Origin of the sequence: Candidatus Fukatsuia endosymbiont of Tuberolachnus salignus, from assembly GCF_964030845.1 — a bacterium.
Taxonomy (GTDB): domain Bacteria; phylum Pseudomonadota; class Gammaproteobacteria; order Enterobacterales; family Enterobacteriaceae; genus Fukatsuia; species Fukatsuia symbiotica.
The window spans coordinates 981,963-1,004,563 of the sequence record NZ_OZ034983.1 but is presented as its reverse complement, the minus strand read 5'-3'; the positions used below and the strand labels follow the sequence as shown (position 1 = coordinate 1,004,563).

Below are 22,601 nucleotides of genomic sequence, written 5' to 3'. Positions count from 1 at the left end.
GCGAATATATGAAGATGACGAGCACCAGAGGTTCTGCAAGAAGTCTATTGAAGGGTGATATAGCTCTAGGGACAGGATGGAAAGCATGAAGCTAAATAGGCTGTGGGCAATATACTTAACGAGTAGCATATTAGCGGGTTGTTCAGTATCACAGGATAAAACTCGTCAAGTGGTCGCCGGGCAGACGCGTTTGCAACTCGGTCTAGAATATTTGCTGCAAGGTGATTTCAATGCTGCTCGGCAGAATATTGCTAAGGTTTTGCATGCTGATCCGCAGAATTATCAGGCTCAGTTAGCGATGGCTCTTTATGAGCAAAGGGTTGGCGAAAATCGTGCGGCAGAGCTACGCTATCAGAAGGCGATGAAACTTGCTCCGGCAAAGGGTGTCGTATTGAATAATTACGGTGCGTTTTTGTGTGGTTTAGGGCAGTATGTATCCGCACAGCAGAAATTTAGTGCATCTGCGGCGTTTCCTGATGAAGGTCAAGTGGCAAATAGTCTTGAAAATTCGGGTTATTGTTTTTTACAGGCTAATCAGAATGCTCAAGCCCGGATGCGCTTAAGTCGTGCGTTGCAGTATGATCCTGGTAAAGGAAAGCAGTTGCTCGTTGAAGCTGAAAGGCATTTGGCGCTAAGGAACAGTGCTAAAGTACAGTTGTTACTAGAGGTGTACCAAAATATTCTGCCAGCGAATGCTGAAAGTTTATGGTTACAAATTCGTTTCGCCGCATTGGCAGGTCGTCAGGATAGCGTACGACGCTATGGCCAGCAGCTTGCGCGAAATTTCCCACAATCCAAATAGTACCAGCATTTTCTCGCCCATGAATACTGAAACCGGCCAAGATAACATTGTTCCAGAGACGACAGGTGCGCGCCTGCGTCGAGCTCGCCAGGCATTAGGATTAACAGAACAGACTGTTGCAGAACGTCTGTGCCTAAGGGTGTCTACGGTCCGGGAGATTGAAGAAGACAAGATGCAAGCTAATCTGGCTTCAACGTTTCAACGTGGCTATATTCGTTCTTATGCCAAACTGGTTCATATCCCAGAAGATGAGTTATTACCACTGCCCACGAAAGATGTAGCAGGGGGGATAACTAAATCTTCCTTGATGGGAGGTGTTTCATTAGGTAAAAAACGTAAAAAACGTGACACCTGGTTAATGGGCCTCACCTGGTTGATTGTGCTGATTGTTTTGGGTCTAACCTGTGCTTGGTGGTGGCAAAATCATCAAATTCGTCAGGTAGAGATTACGACTATGGTGAATCAATCGTCTTCTTCTGTGCCGTTACCTTCTGCACAATCGTCTGTTATACAATCGCCTACTACACAACGGTCACATGGTGATGGATCCGTTGCTCTTTCGCCGCCTGACGATCGTGATGTTGTTAGCGGCAAAAGAAATGAAGTACCTTTGGCTTCTAACCTTGCTGGGGTGACGCCAGTGGCGGCCAAGCAAAACTTGCTGCCGTTTAATGGTTCTCCAACGGGTGCTAGTGGTAATGGCTCTATTGCTATGGTATCTGACACAGTCATGGCGGAACCTTCCACTGAGGCAGTGGCGGTGGATCGAACAACCTCCGTAGACAGTGCGATGCCTTTATCCATATCCACGAATGATGCCACGTTCGAATCAAAGAGCGACTTGCTCATGAATTTTTCTGCGGATTGCTGGATACAGGTTATCGATATTAGCGGTAAGACATTGTTCCGAGGCATACAGAAAAAAGGAGCCACACTAAATTTATCTGGCAAGGCACCTTATAAACTGACCGTTGGCGTGCCGAGTGCAGTCAGTATTCAGTATCAAGGTGAGCGTGTGAATTTAGCTAAGTTTATCAAGGCAGGCAGCATAGCTCGTCTCACTGTTGGTGTAGAGTAGTGGTCTGTCATCGTTACCCTACCGTATAAGGAGAAAATGTGATGCACAATTCATCCCCTATAAGCCGTCGTAAATCTACTCGGATTTATGTTGGTGGGGTGCCGATCGGTGATGACGCTCCCATTACTGTGCAATCGATGACCAATACTAAGACCAGTGATATTGATGCAACGGTAGAACAGATCCTGGCTTTGCAACGTGTGGGTGCAGATATCGTCCGGGTTTCTGTGCCGACGATGGATGCTGCGGAAGCTTTCCAGAAGATCAAGAAACAAGTCAGTGTTCCGCTGATAGCCGATATCCATTTTGACTACCGTATCGCCTTGAAAGTGGCGGAATATGGCGCTGATTGCTTACGTATTAATCCAGGTAACATTGGTCATACAGATCGTATTCGTGCGGTCGTCGACTGTGCTAGAGATAAGAATATCCCGATCCGCATTGGTATCAATGGTGGTTCCTTGGAAAAAGACATTCAGGAAAAATACGGAGAGCCAACAGCGGAAGCATTGGTGGAATCAGCCATGCGTCATGTAAAGATCCTTGAAGACCTCAATTTTCATAACTTCAAAGTCAGTGTCAAAGCCTCGGATGTTGCTTTAGCAGTAGGTTCGTATCGTTTATTGGCAAAAAAGATCGAACAGCCACTGCATTTAGGCATTACGGAGGCAGGTGGATTGCGTAGCGGTTCGGTGAAGTCGGCAATAGGTTTAGGATTGCTTCTCTCTGAAGGTATTGGCGATACATTGCGTGTTTCTCTGGCTGCCGATCCGGTAGAAGAAATTAAAGTGGGTTTCGATATTCTCAAGTCGTTACGTATCCGGGCGCGAGGGATTAACTTTATTGCTTGCCCAACTTGTTCACGACAGGAATTTGACGTTATTGGTACGGTGAATGCGCTTGAACAGCGATTGGAAGATTTAATCATCCCTATGGATGTTTCCATTATCGGTTGTGTGGTTAATGGCCCTGGCGAAGCTTTGGTTTCGACGATTGGTGTAACTGGTGGACACAATAAAAGTGGATTATTTGTAGATGGTGTACGTCTTAAAAAAGAGCGTCTTGATAATAATAATATGATTGATCAACTTGAAGCCAAGATCCGAGCAAAAGCAGCGATATTGGATGAAAAAAACCGTATTGAGGTCAACCAGTGTGCCAGCCTGTCATCTGGAAATTAAAAATTTAGAGAGCCGTTGCCGGTATTTGGGATGATTGAACCATTATATTTAGAGAAAAGATGTGGCAAAAGTAGAAAATATTCAGGCTGTTCGTGGTATGAACGATTGCTTACCGGCAGAAACAGCAGTGTGGCAAAAAATTGAAAGTGTGTTGCAGCAGGTATTGGCAAGTTACGGTTATAGTGAAATACGTTTACCGATAGTAGAAGCGACACCCTTGTTTAAACGCGCCATCGGTGAGGTCACTGATGTAGTAGAAAAAGAGATGTACAGCTTTGAAGACCGCAACGGTGAAAGTTTGACGCTGCGCCCCGAAGGTACTGCGGGTTGTGTGCGTGCCGGTATTGAGAATGGTCTATTTTATAATCAACAACAACGTCTATGGTACAGTGGCGCGATGTTTCGCTATGAGCGCCCTCAAAAAGGGCGTTATCGTCAGTTTTATCAGTTGGGCGCAGAAGCTTTTGGTTTATCTGACTCGAGTATTGATGCGGAGTTGATCCTGCTAAGTGCACGTTGTTGGAAGGCGTTGGGTATTACGGATCATGTTGAACTTGAGCTGAATTCTATTGGATCCTTGGTCGCACGAACCGATTATCGTCAAGCGCTGGTAAAATTTTTAGAAGTGCATCAAGATAAACTGGACAAAGATTGTCGACGTCGTATGTACACAAATCCATTAAGGGTGCTCGATACTAAGGATCCGGATGTTCAGCGATTACTTAATGATGCCCCGCAACTCTCTGAATACCTCGATGAAGAATCAAAACAGCATTTTGCAGATTTGTGCGCACTTTTAGATCAAACAAAGATTAAATACAGAGTCAATCCCCGGTTGGTGCGTGGATTAGATTATTACAATCGTACGGTGTTTGAGTGGGTAACGAAAAGCTTGGGTGCGCAAGGTACAGTTTGTGCTGGTGGTCGTTATGATACATTAGTGGAGCAATTGGGTGGACGGGAGACCCCGGCAGTGGGTTTTGCTATCGGATTGGAACGGCTTATCTTGCTGTTTAAAAAGGTTGATCCTGACTTTACCGTACCCGTGGTTGATTTATATTTTGCCGTTTCGGGTGAAAATACCCTGAATGCAGCGATACAATTGTCTGAAACTTTGCGCGATGCGATACCTCATTTGAAATTAATGACCGATCACCGTGGTGGTAGAATGGCAAAGCAATTTACTCGTGCGAATAAGTATGGGGCACGTTTCGTTCTAGTACTTGGCAAAGATGAACTTGCCGCTAAGCGAGTGGGACTGAAAAATCTCAGTACCGGTGAACAAGAAACATTAGCACTGGTTGATGTTGTTTCACGTCTCGTGACGCTGTTGGCTTAAGAGTCTGTTCCAAATCTTTTTCGCTGTGCTCAGAAGAGGAAAAAATAGGCGAAAAAGCACAGTTTATTCTTTGTATGCAAAAGGGAGTAAATGAGCATGTTGAGCTCATTTTTGACGAATGACTTGACCAAAACACGGCGAGCACAAAAGATTTCTAACAGCTTCTAAGGAGGAAATATATCGTGGAAATTTATACCACTGCAAATGACCAAGCTGATGCAGTACGCCGTTTTTTTAGTGAAAATATTAGGGTGCTGGTTGTGAGTGTGGTGCTTGGCATCAGTGTTTTAATTGGCTGGCACTATTGGCAAAACCATCAGAATACAACATTAAAGGCGGCTTCTTTTTCCTATCAACAGGTGAGTGAAGCGTTGTTTCCTCGTGATAAAGATCTTGGCGATAAAAAATCGATTGATAAAGATCACGATGTTGCTGCGGCTGAAAAATTTATTCAAGACAATAATAATAATTACGGTGTTTTCATCGCCCTAGAATTAGCAAACTATTTTGTTGAGCAAAAAGCGTTTGACAGAGCGGAACAGCAGCTGACTCTCGCTGTGGATCAAACGAAAGATGAAAATCTATTATCGTTGATTAATCTGCGTATACGGGGTGACTTATTTTTGAGTAAGGGGGATATCGTGGCGGCACGTGCGGCTTACACTAAGGGTATCGAGTCCAATGCTTCTCAGGCACTGCAAGTATTGTTGCGCTTGAAGTTAGATGATCTGTCTGACTGACAGTCTATCCAGGTGCTGTAAATTCTGCGTTACGTGGTGCTCGCAATCTTCATATGTTTGCCTGTACGTTGCAGTTGCTGCGCTCCAGGCGCCTTGACTTCGCAGCACTGGTCACGGTTTTGCAAGGAAATCTATCTTGATATCATTTTTGACGAAACATCAGCGAGCCTAATAGATTTCGAAAAGGTTTTAAAGGGGAATTCTCATGCGATTGCGTAAAACACTTTTATCAGGACTGGTATCAGTTATTTTTTTGAGTGGTTGTTCACTGCTTAATAGTGAAGACGAGATGGCAGTTCTATCGCCTCTACCAAAAGTTACCAATCAATTCACTCCTGATAAAATGTGGAGTGTCTCTGTGGGTAGTGGTGTTGCCGGTTATTATTCTCGTTTACACCCGACTTGGCAGGGTTCGTCAATATTTGCCGCTGATCGTAAAGGTTTGGTGCAGGCAATGGAGGTAAACAGTGGTAAACAAATTTGGCGGGTTAATCTGGCGGAAAAAACTCATTTCCTTGGCAATGATCGATCAGCGATGTTATCGGGAGGCCTAACGGTAGCCGATTCTCATCTCTATGTTGGCAGTGAAGAAGCACGAGTGTATGCGTTGAATACCTCTGATGGCAAGCTCGTTTGGCAAAGTGCTGTCGCTGGTGAAGTCTTATCTCGTCCGGTGGTCAGCGACGATTTACTACTGATCCACACCAGTAATGGTATGTTACAGGCGTTAAACCGGGCGGACGGTACTATTAAATGGACATTGAATTTGGATATGCCATTGCTTTCGTTACGTGGTGAATCAACGCCGACCGTGGCAATGGGTGCTACTATTGTTGGCGGTGATAATGGTCGTGTCAGTGCCGTGATGATAGAACAAGGCCAGCTAATTTGGCAGCAACACATTTCCCAGATAACGGGTGCTACCGAAATTGATCGCTTGAGTGATGTGGATATGAGTCCGGTGGTGGTGGAGGGTATCGTCTACGCATTGGCCTATAACGGTAATCTGACGGCATTGGATCTGCGTTCGGGGCAAATTTTGTGGCAACGCGAGATGGGGTCAGTCGATGATTTTATCGTCAATATGGGGCGTATTTATTTGGTTGATCAAAATGATCGTATTATGGCACTGCAATCGAATGGTGGTGTTACCGTTTGGAACCAAAGCGATTTATTACATCGCAATCTGACTTCACCGGCCATGTATAACAATTATTTGGTTGTGGGTGACAGTAAAGGATATTTACATTGGCTAAATAAAGAAGATGGTCGTTTTGTGGCACAACAGCAGGTGGATAGCTCTGGTTTTCTCAGTACACCGTTAGTTGTTGATAATAAACTGATTATACAAAGCAAAAACGGCACAGTTTACGCCTTTACCGGTATCCCTGATTGACAGATTATGGATCCCTGACAACATTTACCCTGTGTAAGACCATAAGGCTTCAACAAATGATACCTGTTATCGCGCTAGTTGGGCGCCCAAATGTGGGTAAATCCACGTTATTTAACCGTTTAACACGCACTCGTGATGCATTGGTCGCTGATTTTCCAGGGTTAACACGTGATCGTAAATATGGTCGTGCTGAATTGGAAGGGCATGAGTTTATTGTTATCGATACGGGTGGTATCGATGGCACAGAAGAGGGTGTTGAGACACGAATGGCAGGGCAATCCCTATTGGCGATTGAAGAGGCTGACATCGTATTCTTTATGGTGGATGGTCGATCTGGAGTGATCCCTGCGGATAAAGGCATTGCTCAACATTTACGCAACCGAAAAAAAGCGACTTATTTGCTTGTCAATAAAACAGATGGTGTCGATCCTGATAGTGCTATAGCCGATTTTTACTCGTTGGGTCTGGGTGAAATTCATGCGATTGCGGCCTCTCATGGACGTGGTATTATCCAGTTGATAGAACGGGTTATGGCACCGTTTATTACCATTGAAAAACCTGAATCGGCATTGACTGAAGAACAACTTAACGCCTCTTATTGGCTTGAGCAAGAAAAACAGCATCATGAAGAAGAGCCAGAAGACGATTTCAATCCACAGGATTTGCCGATTAAACTGGCTATCGTTGGACGTCCTAATGTAGGTAAATCGACACTCACTAACCGTATTTTGGGTGAGGAAAGAGTGGTGGTGTATGATATGCCAGGTACTACACGTGACAGTATTTATATTCCGATGGTTCGGGGTGAACGTGAATATGTTCTCATTGATACTGCGGGTGTACGTAAACGTGGCAAGGTGACGGAAACCGTTGAAAAATTTTCAGTGATCAAAACATTGAAAGCGATTGAAGATTCTAATGTTGTGCTGCTGGTCATTGATGCTCGTGATGGCATTTCTGATCAGGATCTTTCTTTGCTGGGTTTTATCCTTAACAGTGGTCGCTCGTTGGTGATTGTGGTGAATAAATGGGATGGTATGAAGCCAGAAGATCGTAACCAATTGAAAGATATGCTTAATCTACGTTTAGGTTTTATCGATTTTGCCCGTGTCCATTTTATCTCTGCTTTACGGGGGAGTGGTGTTGGTGATTTGTTCACTTCGGTACAGGAAGCCTATGACTGTTCAACTAAACGGGTTAACACCTCGTTACTGACCCGAATTATGCAGATGGCAGAAGAAGAACATCAGCCGCCGCTGGTTCGTGGTCGCCGTGTGAAACTTAAGTACGCTCATGCGGGGGGCTATAATCCGCCTATTGTAGTGATCCACGGTAATCAAGTGGCAGAGTTAACTGATACATATAAACGTTATTTGATGAACTATTTTCGTCGCTCATTAAAAGTGATGGGGACACCGATCCGCATTCAATTTAAAGAAGGCGATAATCCCTTTGCGGGCAAACGCAATAGCTTAACACCAAACCAAATGCGTAAACGTAAGCGCTTGCAATCACATCTAAAGAAAAAATAACTTGTTTCGACGCATTTTTGGGGTGGTATTAATTTGTGTGACTTCACTTTCTACCCAACCATCTTGCAAGCAAGTAATTAATTTATCACCTGTTTGTACCTGCTGGGTTGTTTTTAATACCGTGCCTGCTGGAGTTTGTGTCACATTATAACCACGTGACAAGGTGGCTAACGGGCTGACGGCTTCCAGTTGGGAACAAGCAATACCAAAACGTTGGCGATAGCAATGCAGTTGGTGTTGTAAGGCTTGTTTAAGGCGATACGATTGCCGTTGTATTTGTTGCTGATAACCATGAATTATCCTTGGTAGTGGCAGCTGTGCTAGGCGTTGTTGTAGCCGATCCATGCGTTGTAACGGCAGGAGAATTTGTCTGGCTACGCCATTCTCCAGCCTGTTTTGTAGCTTGGTTAACAGGTTTTGTTGATGTGCCAACCGTAATTGTGGATGTTGCTGTTGTAGATGATGATTAAGTGTGGTAAATCGCTGATGGCATTGTGCCAGATAATAATCCATCGCCACTTCTATGTGTTGTCGTTGAACTTGTAGTTGGCGTATCAACTCCAACTGGTTACGGCTCACTAATTCAGCGGCAGCCGAAGGGGTTGGTGCACGTAAATCGGCGACAAAATCGGCAATGGTAACATCGGTTTCATGGCCGACGGCACTGACTATCACGATATGGCTATTAAAAATAGCGCGCGCGACCCGTTCATCGTTGAAACTCGATAAATCCTCCAGGGAGCCGCCACCACGACTCAGAATTAACAGGTCACACTCTGCTCTCTGATTAGCGATTTCGATTGCTCTGACAATTTGTAGTGGTGCATCGGTACCTTGCACGGCGGTGGGGTAAATCACCACAGGCAGTGAGGGATCACGACGTTGTAATATTTGTAAAACATCATGTAAAACTGCACCGCTGACAGAAGTAATGACGCCAACTTGCTTAACTGGGCTGGGTAGTCGTCGCTTGTGGTTTTGGTCAAATATTCCTTCGGTGATTAAACGTTGTTTAAGTTGTTCAAATTTGTGTTGTAATACACCCTCACCTGCGCTCTGCATACTCTCGATGATCAGTTGGTACTCACCTCTAGGTTCGTATACGGTGATCGATGCTCTGACAAGTACCTGCTGACCGTTTTGGGGTTTAACAACACTCCGACGATTACAGTTACGGAACATGGCACAACGTACCTGTGCATGATCGTCTTTCAAAGTGAAATACCAGTGACCAGAAGAGGGCTGTGAGAAATTGGAAATTTCGGCACTTAGCCAAATTTGACCTATTTCGACTTCCAACAGTTGCCGCACGCTTTGATTAAGGTGACTGACAGTAAAAATTGACGACATATAAGCGCTAGAGAATTCCAAAGTAAACACCTTCTATACTCATCACCATTTAAAACATTGGAACAATTAGATTATTTAATAGCGCACAACATGATGATTTTTACTGAAAATTGATAATATTTTTCTAAACACAAAAACCAATATCTTCAGGTCAAATGAGTATGTAGGATATTCTGGTTTGATACACTTGGACACTAAAAAGAGTACAAAATTTTTCTGAAAAGATCGGCGGTGAAGAAAAGGCACTAATTCCGCCTGATAAATCACCAATTAATAAATGTTTGTTCGTTTTACAGGCAAAAGAATCCGTAAAATAATTTTTTTGTTGCATAGCGCGTTCACACTGCCTAGAATGCGCTCCACTTGATGCCGGCATAGCTCAGTTGGTAGAGCAACTGACTTGTAATCAGTAGGTCCCGAGTTCGACTCTTGGTGCCGGCACCATTCAGATTCTAAATGTAGGTGGGGTTCCCGAGCGGCCAAAGGGAGCAGACTGTAAATCTGCCGTCATCGACTTCGAAGGTTCGAATCCTTCTCCCACCACCAGATTTGATTTTTCTACTCAGTGCTTCTGCGGGCATCGTATAATGGCTATTACCTCAGCCTTCCAAGCTGATGACGTGGGTTCGATTCCCACTGCCCGCTCCAGATTGTATTATGCCTATTGGTAAGTAGTGCGTAGCGTCGCGCCTCTGCATCAGTCTAGTATCACCTCCTCCCAATTTTATGTCACTATTGTCCGTGTTTGTCGATCGATTGAAGATGACTGCTCTGTCTTTGTAAGTGTGATACAATCGCCGAAGTTGTTACATTAGGGTTTGTTTGATTTAAAATGACGGGTTGGTTTATGAGTGTGAATATACAAGCTCAAGGTAGCCGTAGCGGTTTAGAAACGATTAAATGGTCTGTTGTTGCCGTATTGTTAATTGTGGCTGTTGTCGGTAATTACTATTACCGTGATGTTACTTTGCCACTGCGTGCGTTGGCAGTACTGGTTATTATCGCGATTGCTGGTGCTGTGGTGTTGGTGACGGTAAAGGGCAAAGCCACTATTGCCTTTGCTCGTGAAGCGCGTACTGAAATGCGTAAGGTGATTTGGCCTACGCGGCAGGAAACACTGCAAACCACCCTGGTTGTTGCTGCAGTAACTACCGTGATGTCGCTGATTCTTTGGGGGCTTGATGGTATTCTTGTCCGTCTGGTATCGTTTATTACTGGCCTGAGGTTTTAAAAAGATGTCCGAAGCACCTAGAAAACGTTGGTACGTCGTTCAGACGTTTGTCGGTCATGAAAAGCGTGTAGCGGTGGCGTTGCGTGAACATATCAAGTTGCACAACTTGGAGGAGCTTTTTGGTGAGATAATCGTGCCAGCAGAAGTAGTCGTCGAGGTACGTCCGGGCGGGCAGCGTGTCAAAAGTGAGAGTAAGCTTTTCCCTGGCTATGTGCTTGTACATATGCAGATGAATGATGCTAGTTGGCACTTAGTAAGGCGCGTAGCTCGAGTGCAGGGGTTCATCGGCGGAACTTCTGATCGTCCTGCGCCTATCAGTGATAAAGAATATAGGAATATAATGTGTCGTCTGGAACAAGTAGGTGATAAACCGCGGCCGAAGGTATTGTTCGAACCAGGTGAATCAGTGCGTGTTAATGACGGTCCCTTTGCCGATTTTAGTGGTATTGTTGAAGAAGTCGAGTATGACAAGAATCGTCTGAAGGTGTCTGTCTCTATCTTCGGTCGTTCTACTCCGGTCGAATTGTGTTTCAATCAAGTTGAAAAAAGTTGATTTTTCCGCCGTATATTGAAGTCTGAGTATTGCTACTGGCGTGGAATTAAAATAAAATTCCGCGCTTTCGTTTCTATTATCTGGTCTTCGCTTTTTATGGTGGAGAATATATCGAGCGTCTTGCTTTTGTTCGGTCGTGACAAGCGAAGTAAGGTGGCACAAGGGAAGCCTTAAATGAGGCGCTACTACCCAAATTGAGGAATGGTAAATGGCTAAAAAAGTACAAGCCTATGTCAAGCTGCAAGTGGCGGCCGGTGCGGCGAATCCGAGCCCGCCAGTAGGGCCAGCTTTGGGGCAGCAGGGTGTTAACATTATGGAGTTTTGCAAAGCGTTTAATGCCAGAACTGAAGGTATTGAAAAGGGCTTGCCTATCCCTGTTGTTATTACTGTGTATTCTGATCGCTCTTTCACGTTTGTTACTAAAACTCCGCCAGCTGCAGTTTTGCTGAAAAAAGCAGCGGGTGTTAAGTCTGGCTCCGGTAAGCCGAACTCAGAAAAAGTAGGTAAGGTGACCAGTGCCCAGATTCTTGAAATCGCACAGACTAAAGCTGCGGATATGACAGGTGCTGATATCGGTGCTATGGTGCGCTCTATTGAAGGTACCGCCCGTTCTATGGGTTTGGTAGTAGAGGGATGATGAAATGGCCAAGCTAACCAAACGTATGCGGATGATCCGTGACAAAGTTGATGTTACCAAAAACTATAGTATTGATGAAGCCTTTGCTCTGCTTAAAGAGCTGGCTGTTGCTAAATTTGTAGAGAGCATGGACGTTGCCGTTAATCTCGGTATTGATGCACGTAAATCTGATCAAAACGTTCGTGGTGCCACTGTTCTACCACATGGTACTGGTCGTTCAATACGTGTTGCTGTATTTGCTCAAGGCGCTGCTGCTGACGCCGCGAAAGATGCAGGTGCTGAACTGGTAGGAATGGATGATTTAGCTGATAAAATCAAAGAAGGTGAAATGGACTTTGACGTCGTCATTGCTTCCCCTGATGCAATGCGTGTTGTTGGTCAATTAGGACAAATTCTGGGTCCACGTGGTCTGATGCCTAACCCTAAAGTTGGCACTGTAACGCCTAATGTTGTAGAAGCGGTGAAAAACGCTAAAGCAGGTCAAGTTCGTTACCGCAATGATAAAAACGGAATTATCCATACCACTATTGGTAAGGCCGACTTTGATACTGCTGCGTTGAGAGAAAATTTAGAATCTTTGGTTGTGGCGCTGAAAAAAGCTAAACCTGCCACGGCGAAGGGTGTTTATATCAAGAAAATTAGTTTGTCCACTACTATGGGTGCAGGTGTTGCTATCGATCAAAGCGATCTGGCTGCTTTGTAATGACGAATTAATTACTAAGTTGATTAATTGCTAGATCATGTAATTCGGAGCTTGGCCTATCCAAGCCTCCGTCCAAGACCGCAGGTGTATTGAAAAATACTTAATTTCCTGCATAGACGGTGGCAGATTCTCAAGCTTCTTTGCTGAATTCTGCTCGCCGTGTTTAGACGCCTCACTGTCTCAATCTTATTTGTGGTTGGGATGATGTGAGTATACGGGGATATTTCCCCGCTAATCCAGGAGCAAAAAGCTAATGGCATTAAATCTTCAAAAAAAAGAGGAGATCGTTGCTAAAGTCAGGGAAGTAGCCAAAGGAGCGCTTTCTGCGGTTGTTGCCGATTCACGTGGCGTTACCGTAGATAAAATGACTGAACTGCGTAAAGCAGGTCGTGAGGCTGGCGTATATATGCGTGTTGTTCGTAACACCTTGATGCGCCGCGCTGTTCTGGATACTTCATTCGAGTGTTTGAAAGACACCTTCGTTGGTCCAACCTTAATTGCATTTTCCTCTGAGCATCCGGGTGCTGCTGCTCGTTTGTTTAAAGAGTTTGCTAAGGGAAATGCAAAATTTGAGGTTAAAGCTGCAGCCTTTGAAGGCGAGTTAATCCCAGCTACACAGATTGACCGTTTGGCAACCTTACCAACCTACGAAGAAGCAATCTCACGTCTGATGGCAACCATGAAAGAAGCCTCTGCAGGCAAACTGGTTCGTACTCTGGCTGCATTGCGCGATCAGAAAGAAGCGGCTTAATCGCTCCTTCTCCGTGCTGCTTTTTAACGTATAAACTATTTCTGTATTTTAGGAACACTTGTTATGTCTATGAGTAAAGAACAAATTTTGGATGCAATTGCAGAATTAAAAGTAATGGAAATCGTTGAATTGATCTCCGCTATGGAAGAGAAATTTGGTGTTTCTGCTGCTGCTGCTGTGATGGCTGGCCCTGCGGGTCCTGTTGAGGCGGTAGAAGAAAAAACTGAATTTGATGTTGTCATGACCTCTTTTGGGGCAAATAAAGTTGCGGTTATTAAAGCGGTACGTTCTGCAACTGGCTTGGGTTTGAAAGAAGCGAAAGATATGGTAGAAGCTGCTCCAACGACAGTGAAGGAAGCTATCGATAAAAAAGAGGCTGAAGAACTGAAAAAACAGCTTGAAGAGGTGGGTGCTACGGTTGATCTTAAGTAAGCTGAGTTTTTTAGTTTGCAGTCTGGCTTGATAGGCTGACGGCTGGTGATTCTTTGTCATCAGCCTTTTTGCGCTGTTAAGACTGAGCAAAGTTGCATGTTGTTCGTCTTCTGGCTACGCCAATATTTTTTTATCGACGACTTAATATACTGTGTTCTCAGCTACGACCCACTGAGGTAAGCTCGGTAGGCAACACAATGAAATGATTTAAGAGTGGTAGACAAAAATATGACGGAAAATGTTTCGGTGCTACAGTCATAATGGCCAATCGAGAAAATCGATCAAAATCAATAGCGTTGCATGCATTGTCTTTGAACAACGTTCTTAAGACAGAGTGGGTCATGAGATCAGTGAGCTGAGGAACCCTATGGTTTATTCCTATACCGAGAAAAAACGTATTCGTAAAGATTTTGGTAAACGTCCACAAGTACTGGACATACCTTATCTCCTTTCTATCCAGCTTGATTCGTTTCAAAAATTTGTCGAGCAGGATCTGGCAGGACAACACGGCCTAGAAGCAGCATTCCGTTCTGTGTTTCCGATTAAAAGCTATAGCGGCAATTCGGAGTTGCAATATGTTAGCTACCGTCTTGGTGAGCCAGTTTTTGATGTTAAAGAATGCCAAGTCCGTGGTGTAACCTATTCGGCACCCCTGAGGGTTAGACTGCGTCTGGTCATTTATGAGCGGGAAGCCCCCGAAGGCACAGTTAAAGATATCAAAGAACAAGAAGTTTACATGGGTGAAATCCCGCTGATGACCGAAAATGGTACCTTTGTGATTAACGGTACTGAGCGGGTTATCGTATCCCAGCTCCATCGCAGTCCGGGTGTATTTTTCGATAGTGATAAGGGAAAAACTCATTCATCGGGTAAAGTGCTGTATAACGCACGTATCATTCCTTATCGTGGTTCATGGCTGGATTTCGAATTCGATCCGAAGGATAACCTGTTTGTTCGTATTGATCGGCGTCGTAAATTACCGGCGACTATCATGCTGCGTGCATTGAATTACACTACACCGGTGATCCTGGATCTCTTTTTTGAAAAGGTCGTATTTGAAATTTGCGATAACAAGTTACAAATGGAATTGATACCAGAGCGTTTACGTGGTGAAACGGCTTCTTTTGATATTGAGGCCAATGGCAAAGTTTATGTCGAGAAAAACCGTCGTATCACCGCGCGTCATATCCGCCAACTTGAAAAAGATGAAATTGATTCTATTAACGTACCGGTTGAATATATTACCGGTAAAGTGGTAGCAAGAGATTATGTTGATCTGAATACCGGCGAAGTGATCTGTGCAGCCAATATGGAGTTGTCAACAGATTTGCTGGCGAAACTAAGTGAGGCAGGTCATAAGCGCATCGAAACGCTATTTACCAATGATTTGGATCACGGTGCTTATATTTCCGAGACCCTACGTGTTGATCCAACCAGTGATCGCTTGGGTGCTTTGGTTGAAGTTTATCGGATGATGCGTCCTGGTGAGCCCCCCACGCGTGAGGCAGCAGAAAACCTGTTCGAAAATCTTTTCTTTTCTGCAGATCGTTATGATTTGTCAGCGGTTGGCCGCATGAAATTCAACCGTTCACTGTCTCGCCCCGAGATTGAAGGTTCGGGTATCTTGAGTGAAGAAGACATCATTGACGTGATGAAAAAGCTTATTGATATTCGTAACGGTAAAGGTGAAGTCGATGATATCGACCACTTGGGCAACCGTCGTATTCGCTCTGTGGGTGAAATGGCTGAAAACCAGTTTCGTGTTGGCCTGGTTCGGGTTGAACGTGCAGTTAAAGAACGCCTTTCTTTGGGGGATCTTGACACACTGATGCCACAGGATATGATTAACGCTAAGCCTATTTCGGCGGCAGTGAAAGAATTCTTTGGCTCCAGCCAACTTTCTCAATTTATGGATCAAAATAATCCGTTGTCTGAGATTACGCATAAACGCCGTATCTCTGCATTGGGTCCAGGTGGTTTGACTCGTGAACGTGCTGGTTTTGAAGTGCGAGATGTACATCCGACTCACTATGGTCGTGTCTGCCCGGTTGAAACGCCGGAAGGCCCGAACATTGGTCTGATTAACTCCCTGTCGGTGTATGCAAGAACTAACGAATATGGCTTTCTGGAAACACCTTATCGTTCCGTAGGCGTCTATATAGGTGAACATAAGGGCGTCAAGCATACCGTACGTTTACGTGATAATCATCTTGTCGATTTAAGTGATGATGAGGCTGCAGGCCTGGACAATGGTAGTATTGTAATAACCAATGAAATTCGCTATCTGTCTGCCATTGAAGAAGGTAACTTCGTTATCGCTCAGGCGAACTCTAATTTAGATGAAAAAAACTGTTTTATAGAAGATTTGGTCACTTGTCGGAGTAAAGGTGAATCCAGTTTGTTTAGCCGCGAACAAGTTGATTATATGGATGTTTCCACTCAACAGGTGGTTTCTGTTGGTGCTTCGCTGATTCCCTTCCTGGAACATGATGATGCTAACCGCGCCTTAATGGGAGCGAACATGCAACGCCAAGCAGTTCCGACTCTGCGCGCTGATAAACCGCTGGTAGGTACAGGTATGGAGCGTGCCGTGGCGGTTGACTCGGGGGTAACTTCGGTGGCAAAACGTGGCGGTGTTGTACAGTATGTTGATGCATCGCGCATTGTTATTAAAGTTAACGAAGACGAAATGCGTCCAGGTGAGGCGGGTATTGATATTTATAACCTGACTAAATACACCCGTTCTAACCAAAACACCTGTATCAACCAAATGCCCTGTGTCAGCTTGGCTGAACCCATCGAGTGTGGCGACGTACTGGCGGATGGCCCTTCTACTGATCTTGGTGAACTGGCGTTAGGGCAGAATATGCGTGTTGCCTTTATGCCTTGGAATGGTTATAACTTCGAAGATTCCATTTTGGTTTCTGAACGTGTCGTGCAAGAAGATCGTTTCACTACCATCCATATTCAGGAATTGGCCTGTGTGTCCCGTGATACCAAATTAGGGCCTGAAGAAATTACTGCTGATATTCCGAATGTGGGTGAAGCTGCCCTTTCCAAATTGGATGAGTCCGGAATTGTATATATCGGTGCTGAAGTCACTGGTGGTGACATTTTGGTGGGTAAGGTAACACCGAAAGGTGAAACTCAGTTGACGCCGGAAGAAAAATTGTTGCGTGCTATCTTCGGTGAAAAAGCGTCTGATGTGAAAGATTCTTCTCTACGGGTACCAAATGGTGTTTCTGGTACGGTTATCGATGTGCAGGTCTTTACGCGCGATGGTGTAGAAAAAGATAAACGCGCATTAGAAATTGAAGAAATGCAACTCAAGCAAGCGAAAAAAGACCTGACGGAAGAATTGCAAATCTTCGAAGCTGGTTTATTTGCTCGTATCCGCGCGGTACTGGTTGCCGGTGGCATAGAGGTTGACAAGTTGAATAAGTTGCCACGTGAGCGTTGGTTGGAACTTGGCTTGAGCGACGAAGAGAAACAAAATCAGCTGGAGCAGTTGGCTGAGCAGTACGATGAAATGAAATCCGAATTCGAAAAGAAACTGGATGGTAAACGGCGTAAAATTACCCAAGGTGATGATCTCGCGCCCGGTGTGCTAAAAATTGTTAAGGTTTATTTGGCGGTTAAACGTCAAATACAGCCGGGTGATAAAATGGCAGGTCGTCATGGTAATAAGGGGGTTATTTCTAAGATTAACCCGGTTGAAGATATGCCTTACGATGAAAAGGGTACGCCGATTGACATCGTACTTAACCCGCTCGGTGTGCCTTCACGTATGAACATCGGTCAGATTTTGGAAACACATTTAGGCATGGCCGCGAAAGGTATTGGTGAGAAGATTAATGCCATGCTCAAAACGCGTGAAAAAGCGGCCAATTTACGTGAATTTATCCAGAAGGCTTATGATCTCGGCGATCACGTGTGTCAAAAAATTGATCTGAGTACTTTTTCTGATAGCGAAATATTACGTTTGGCGGAGAACCTGAAAAAAGGTTTGCCTATTGCTTCACCGGTTTTCGACGGTGCAACCGAAAAAGAGATAAAAGCATTGTTAGAGTTGGGTGATCTGCCGACTTCAGGTCAGATTACTTTGTATGACGGTTGCACAGGTGAAAAATTCGAGAGAAAGGTTACCGTCGGCTATATGTACATGCTAAAACTGAACCACTTGGTTGATGATAAAATGCACGCGCGTTCTACCGGTTCTTATAGCCTGGTTACTCAGCAGCCGCTGGGTGGTAAGGCTCAGTTCGGTGGTCAACGCTTCGGTGAAATGGAAGTGTGGGCGTTGGAAGCTTATGGTGCTGCGTACACATTGCGTGAAATGCTTACCGTTAAGTCTGATGATGTCAACGGCCGAACCAAGATGTATAAAAACATCGTGGATGGCGACCACCGTATGGAGCCAGGTATGCCGGAGTCCTTCAACGTATTGTTGAAAGAAATCCGCTCACTGGGTATCAATATTGAGTTGGAAGAAGAGTAAATTTTCTCCAAGGCGGCAAACTCTCAGAGCCGGGGGTTTGTCGGTGTTCGCATTGGTCACAGGGCTATTTAAACGTAGGTTTGAGTAGCCAACAGATCTAACTCCGACAGGAGCCAATCCCGTGAAAGACTTATTAAAGTTTTTAAAAGCACAAGCTAAAACTGAAGAATTTGATGCCATTAAGATTTCCTTGGCATCGCCAGACATGATCCATTCGTGGTCGTTCGGTGAAGTTAAAAAACCGGAAACCATTAACTATCGTACGTTCAAACCAGAACGTGACGGCCTTTTCTGCGCCCGTATTTTCGGTCCAGTGAAAGATTACGAGTGCCTTTGTGGTAAATACAAGCGTTTAAAACACCGTGGTGTCATTTGTGAGAAATGTGGTGTTGAAGTGACCCAAACTAAAGTGCGCCGGGAGCGTATGGGGCATATCGAGCTGGCTTCTCCCACCGCACACATTTGGTTCTTGAAATCGCTCCCCTCGCGCATCGGCTTGTTACTCGATATGCCACTACGTGATATCGAACGCGTACTCTACTTTGAATCTTATGTCGTTGTTGAAGGCGGAATGACCAATCTGGAACACCGTCAAATATTGACTGAAGAACAGTATCTCGATGCGTTGGAAGAATTTGGCGATGAATTCGATGCGAAGATGGGTGCCGAAGCTATCCAGGCTCTGTTGAAAAATATGAATCTGGAAGCCGAATGCGAGAAACTTCACGAAGAACTTAACGAAACCAATTCTGAGACCAAACGTAAGAAACTGACTAAACGTATTAAGCTGTTAGAAGCATTTATCCAGTCAGGTAACAAGCCAGAGTGGATGATACTGACCGTGTTGCCGGTGTTACCTCCCGACCTGCGTCCGTTAGTGCCTTTGGATGGTGGTCGTTTTGCGACTTCTGATTTAAACGATCTCTATCGTCGTGTGATCAACCGTAATAACCGCCTGAAACGTCTGTTGGATCTTGCAGCGCCTGACATTATCGTACGTAATGAAAAACGGATGTTGCAAGAAGCGGTTGATGCCCTGCTGGATAATGGTCGTCGTGGTCGTGCTATTACTGGATCGAATAAGCGTCCGTTGAAATCTTTGGCTGATATGATCAAAGGTAAACAAGGTCGTTTCCGGCAAAACTTACTAGGTAAACGTGTTGATTATTCCGGTCGCTCGGTTATCACGGTAGGCCCACGCCTGCGTCTGCATCAGTGCGGTTTACCGAAGAAAATGGCGCTTGAACTGTTCAAACCTTTTATTTATGGCAAGTTAGAGTTGCGTGGTTTAGCGACGACGATTAAAGCGGCCAAAAAGATGGTGGAACGCGAGGAAGCTGTGGTATGGGATATCCTAGATGAGGTTATCCGTGAACATCCTGTGCTACTAAACCGAGCACCCACACTGCACCGTTTAGGGATCCAGGCGTTTGAACCGGTTCTGATTGAAGGTAAAGCTATCCAACTGCATCCGTTGGTGTGTGCGGCTTATAATGCCGACTTCGATGGTGATCAGATGGCTGTACACGTACCCTTGACACTGGAAGCTCAGTTGGAAGCCCGTGCGTTGATGATGTCGACTAATAACATCTTGTCACCGGCGAACGGCGAACCCATCATCGTTCCTTCGCAGGATGTTGTTTTGGGGCTGTACTACATGACCCGTGATTGTGTTAACGCCAAAGGCGAAGGCATGTTACTGACGGGGCCGAAAGAAGCAGAGCGTGTGTACCGTATGGGGCTGGCTTCACTACATGCGAGGGTGAAAGTCCGTATTTCTGAAGAGGTACGTAACACTGAAGGCGAAACCCTTAACCAAACTAGTATTGTCGATACGACCATTGGTCGTGCCATTTTGTGGATGATTGTTCCGAAAGGTTTGCCATATTCTATCGTTAATCAGCCGCTAGGCAAAAAAGCCATTTCTAGGATGTTAAACACTTGCTATCGCATCATGGGACTGAAACCAACGGTTATTTTTGCTGACCAAATCATGTACACCGGTTTTGCTTATGCCGCACGTTCAGGTGCGTCGGTTGGTATCGATGATATGGTCATTCCACAGAAAAAAGAAGAGATCATCAAAGAAGCGGAAACCGAGGTTGCTGAGATCCAAGAACAATTCCAGTCAGGTCTTGTTACTGCTGGTGAACGTTACAACAAGGTGATTGATATTTGGGCAGCGGCTAACGAACGTGTCGCTAAGGCGATGATGGAAAACTTGTCAGTCGAAAAGGTTTGCAATCGTCAGGGTGAATGGGAAAAACAAGTTTCCTTCAACAGTATTTTTATGATGGCGGATTCCGGTGCGCGTGGTTCTGCAGCGCAAATCCGTCAGTTGGCTGGTATGCGTGGTTTAATGGCGAAACCTGACGGTTCTATCATTGAGACGCCTATCACGGCTAACTTCCGTGAAGGTTTGAACGTACTGCAATACTTCATTTCAACTCACGGTGCACGTAAAGGTTTGGCGGATACCGCATTGAAAACGGCAAACTCTGGTTATCTGACCCGTCGTTTGGTTGACGTGGCACAGGATCTGGTAGTGACCGAAGATGACTGTGGTACTCGCGATGGTATTGTGATGATACCGGTTATTGAAGGTGGTGATGTTAAAGAGCCGTTGCGTGAACGTGTATTGGGTCGTGTGACCGCAGAGGAAATCCTTAAGCCGGGTACGGCTGATATTCTGGTGCCGCGTAACACTTTGTTAAACGAAAAATGGTGTGATCTGTTAGAAGAAAACTCGGTTGACAGTGTTAAGGTACGCTCCGTAGTAAGTTGTGAAACTGATTTTGGTGTTTGTGCTAATTGCTATGGTCGTGATCTGGCGCGTGGTCACATTATTAATAAAGGTGAGGCGGTAGGTGTTATCGCTGCGCAGTCCATCGGTGAGCCGGGTACCCAGCTTACCATGCGTACCTTCCATATTGGTGGTGCGGCATCGCGTGCTGCGGCAGAATCGAGCATTCAGGTTAAGAGCAAAGGTAAGTTAAAACTCAGTAACGTTAAATGCGTTACTAACGGTGTGGGTAAACTGGTTATTATTTCACGTAATACTGAGCTTAAACTGATCGATGAATTCGGCCGTACCAAGGAAAGCTACAAAGTTCCCTACGGTGCGGTGATGGGCAAAGGTGATGGAGCCGAAGTTAATGGCGGCGAAACAGTCGCTAACTGGGATCCGCATACTATGCCAGTGGTCACTGAAGTCGGTGGTTTCATTCGCTTCACTGATATGGTTGATGGTCAGACTATTACTCGTCAGACTGATGATCTGACTGGCTTGTCTTCTCTGGTGATACTCGATAGTGCAGAGCGTACTGGTGGTGGTAAAGACCAACGTCCGGCGTTAAAAATCGTTGATGTCAAAGGTGAAGATGTCTTGATCCCAGGGACGGATATCCCTGCGCAATACTTTTTGCCGGGTAAAGCCATTGTCCAATTGGAAGATGGTGTTCAGATCGGTGCGGGAGACACTCTGGCACGTATTCCACAAGAATCCGGTGGTACTAAAGATATCACTGGTGGCTTGCCGCGGGTTGCTGATTTGTTTGAAGCACGTCGCCCGAAAGAACCTGCTATTCTGGCTGAAATCAGTGGAATTATCTCGTTTGGTAAGGAAACTAAAGGAAAACGTCGTCTAGTGATCTCACCTTTGGATGGTAGTGACGCTTATGAAGAGATGATCCCCAAATGGCGCCAACTCAACGTATTCGAAGGTGAAGTAGTAGAATGCGGTGATGTCGTCTCCGATGGCCCAGAATCGCCACACGATATTTTGCGCCTGCGTGGTGTGCATGCGGTAACACGTTACATTACTAATGAAGTGCAGGAAGTGTACCGTCTCCAGGGTGTTAAGATTAACGATAAACATATTGAGGTTATCGTTCGTCAAATGTTGCGTAAAGGCACTATCGTTAGCGCCGGGGGAACTGACTTTCTGGAAGGCGAACAGGCAGAAATGTCGCGTGTTAAAATCGCTAACCGCCAGTTGGCAACTGAAGGTAAGATCGAGGCGACTTATACCCGTGATCTATTGGGTATCACCAAGTCCTCTTTGGCGACAGAGTCCTTTATTTCTGCGGCTTCGTTCCAGGAAACCACGAGGGTATTAACCGAAGCGGCGGTAGCAGGTAAGCGTGATGAACTGCGTGGTTTAAAAGAAAATGTGATCGTAGGTCGATTGATCCCAGCCGGCACCGGTTACGCTTATCATCAGGAACGTATGCGTGGCCGTCTGCAAGGAGAAAAGTCGCTTGTACAGCCGGTGAGTGAAGATGAGGCGACAGCGAATTTTGCTGAGTTACTTAATGCGGGTTTTGCTAACAAGAAAGAGTAACAGGTTTTTTTAGGTAATATATTGATCGTTCTGTAG

At 45.2% G+C, this 22,601-nt stretch carries 16 protein-coding genes and 3 tRNA genes; 18 read left to right on the top strand and 1 reads right to left on the bottom strand.

Annotated elements, in window-relative coordinates:
- The first annotated feature begins 85 nt into the window (after positions 1-85).
- From pilW to der, 7 genes are all read left to right on the top strand, one after another.
- Positions 86-802, top strand: a complete 717-nt coding sequence (gene pilW / locus AAHH42_RS04925; RefSeq protein WP_342221787.1) for a type IV pilus biogenesis/stability protein PilW — start codon at positions 86-88, stop codon at positions 800-802.
- Between the two features lie 19 nt (positions 803-821).
- Positions 822-1,880, top strand: coding sequence for a cytoskeleton protein RodZ (gene rodZ / locus AAHH42_RS04920; RefSeq protein ID WP_072550096.1), 1,059 nt, complete (start codon positions 822-824; stop codon positions 1,878-1,880).
- A 41-nt stretch (positions 1,881-1,921) separates the two neighbouring features.
- Positions 1,922-3,061, top strand: a complete 1,140-nt coding sequence (gene ispG, locus AAHH42_RS04915) for a flavodoxin-dependent (E)-4-hydroxy-3-methylbut-2-enyl-diphosphate synthase (protein ID WP_072550095.1) — start codon at positions 1,922-1,924, stop codon at positions 3,059-3,061.
- A gap of 97 nt (positions 3,062-3,158) precedes the next feature.
- On the top strand, positions 3,159-4,400 hold the full coding sequence (gene hisS / locus AAHH42_RS04910) for a histidine--tRNA ligase (protein WP_216824472.1): 1,242 nt from the start codon (positions 3,159-3,161) through the stop codon (positions 4,398-4,400).
- Positions 4,401-4,582: 182 nt separating this feature from the next.
- Positions 4,583-5,140, top strand: a complete 558-nt coding sequence (locus AAHH42_RS04905; RefSeq protein ID WP_342221786.1) for a YfgM family protein — start codon at positions 4,583-4,585, stop codon at positions 5,138-5,140.
- A 205-nt stretch (positions 5,141-5,345) separates the two neighbouring features.
- Complete coding sequence (gene bamB, locus AAHH42_RS04900) at positions 5,346-6,536, top strand: outer membrane protein assembly factor BamB (protein WP_342221785.1); 1,191 nt, start codon at positions 5,346-5,348, stop codon at positions 6,534-6,536.
- 56 nt (positions 6,537-6,592) lie between these two features.
- The gene (gene der / locus AAHH42_RS04895) at positions 6,593-8,068 is read left to right on the top strand and encodes a ribosome biogenesis GTPase Der (RefSeq protein ID WP_342221784.1); all 1,476 of its coding nucleotides are present in this window, start codon (positions 6,593-6,595) and stop codon (positions 8,066-8,068) included.
- Here the strand turns inward: der and xseA are convergent.
- Positions 8,054-9,418, bottom strand: coding sequence for an exodeoxyribonuclease VII large subunit (gene xseA / locus AAHH42_RS04890; protein ID WP_072550090.1), 1,365 nt, complete (start codon positions 9,416-9,418; stop codon positions 8,054-8,056). The two genes, der and xseA, sit on opposite strands and share 15 nt — an antisense overlap.
- Before the next feature lie 368 nt (positions 9,419-9,786).
- Between xseA and AAHH42_RS04885 the strand changes: the two genes are divergently transcribed.
- The 11 genes from AAHH42_RS04885 (at position 9,787) to rpoC (ending at position 22,565) form a co-directional block, all read left to right on the top strand.
- Positions 9,787-9,862, top strand: a tRNA-Thr gene (locus AAHH42_RS04885).
- A gap of 17 nt (positions 9,863-9,879) precedes the next feature.
- Positions 9,880-9,964, top strand: a tRNA-Tyr gene (locus tag AAHH42_RS04880).
- A 27-nt stretch (positions 9,965-9,991) separates the two neighbouring features.
- Positions 9,992-10,066, top strand: a tRNA-Gly gene (locus AAHH42_RS04875).
- A gap of 199 nt (positions 10,067-10,265) precedes the next feature.
- Positions 10,266-10,649, top strand: coding sequence for a preprotein translocase subunit SecE (gene secE, locus AAHH42_RS04870; protein WP_072550117.1), 384 nt, complete (start codon positions 10,266-10,268; stop codon positions 10,647-10,649).
- Positions 10,650-10,653: 4 nt separating this feature from the next.
- Entirely contained in the window at positions 10,654-11,202 is a 549-nt protein-coding gene (gene nusG / locus AAHH42_RS04865) for a transcription termination/antitermination protein NusG (protein WP_072550088.1), read from the top strand.
- Between the two features lie 208 nt (positions 11,203-11,410).
- Positions 11,411-11,839, top strand: a complete 429-nt coding sequence (rplK, locus tag AAHH42_RS04860) for a 50S ribosomal protein L11 (protein ID WP_072550087.1) — start codon at positions 11,411-11,413, stop codon at positions 11,837-11,839.
- A 4-nt stretch (positions 11,840-11,843) separates the two neighbouring features.
- Positions 11,844-12,542: a 50S ribosomal protein L1 gene (gene rplA / locus AAHH42_RS04855; RefSeq protein ID WP_072550086.1), complete on the top strand. Its 699-nt coding sequence runs from the start codon at positions 11,844-11,846 to the stop codon at positions 12,540-12,542.
- A gap of 253 nt (positions 12,543-12,795) precedes the next feature.
- The gene (gene rplJ, locus AAHH42_RS04850) at positions 12,796-13,293 is read left to right on the top strand and encodes a 50S ribosomal protein L10 (protein WP_342221783.1); all 498 of its coding nucleotides are present in this window, start codon (positions 12,796-12,798) and stop codon (positions 13,291-13,293) included.
- A 63-nt stretch (positions 13,294-13,356) separates the two neighbouring features.
- Positions 13,357-13,725 carry a 50S ribosomal protein L7/L12 gene (gene rplL / locus AAHH42_RS04845; protein WP_072550084.1) on the top strand — a complete coding sequence of 123 codons (369 nt, stop codon included), beginning with the start codon at positions 13,357-13,359 and terminating at the stop codon, positions 13,723-13,725.
- A 367-nt stretch (positions 13,726-14,092) separates the two neighbouring features.
- On the top strand, positions 14,093-18,223 hold the full coding sequence (gene rpoB, locus AAHH42_RS04840; protein WP_072550083.1) for a DNA-directed RNA polymerase subunit beta: 4,131 nt from the start codon (positions 14,093-14,095) through the stop codon (positions 18,221-18,223).
- A 121-nt stretch (positions 18,224-18,344) separates the two neighbouring features.
- Complete coding sequence (gene rpoC / locus AAHH42_RS04835; protein WP_342221782.1) at positions 18,345-22,565, top strand: DNA-directed RNA polymerase subunit beta'; 4,221 nt, start codon at positions 18,345-18,347, stop codon at positions 22,563-22,565.
- Positions 22,566-22,601 lie beyond the last annotated feature (36 nt).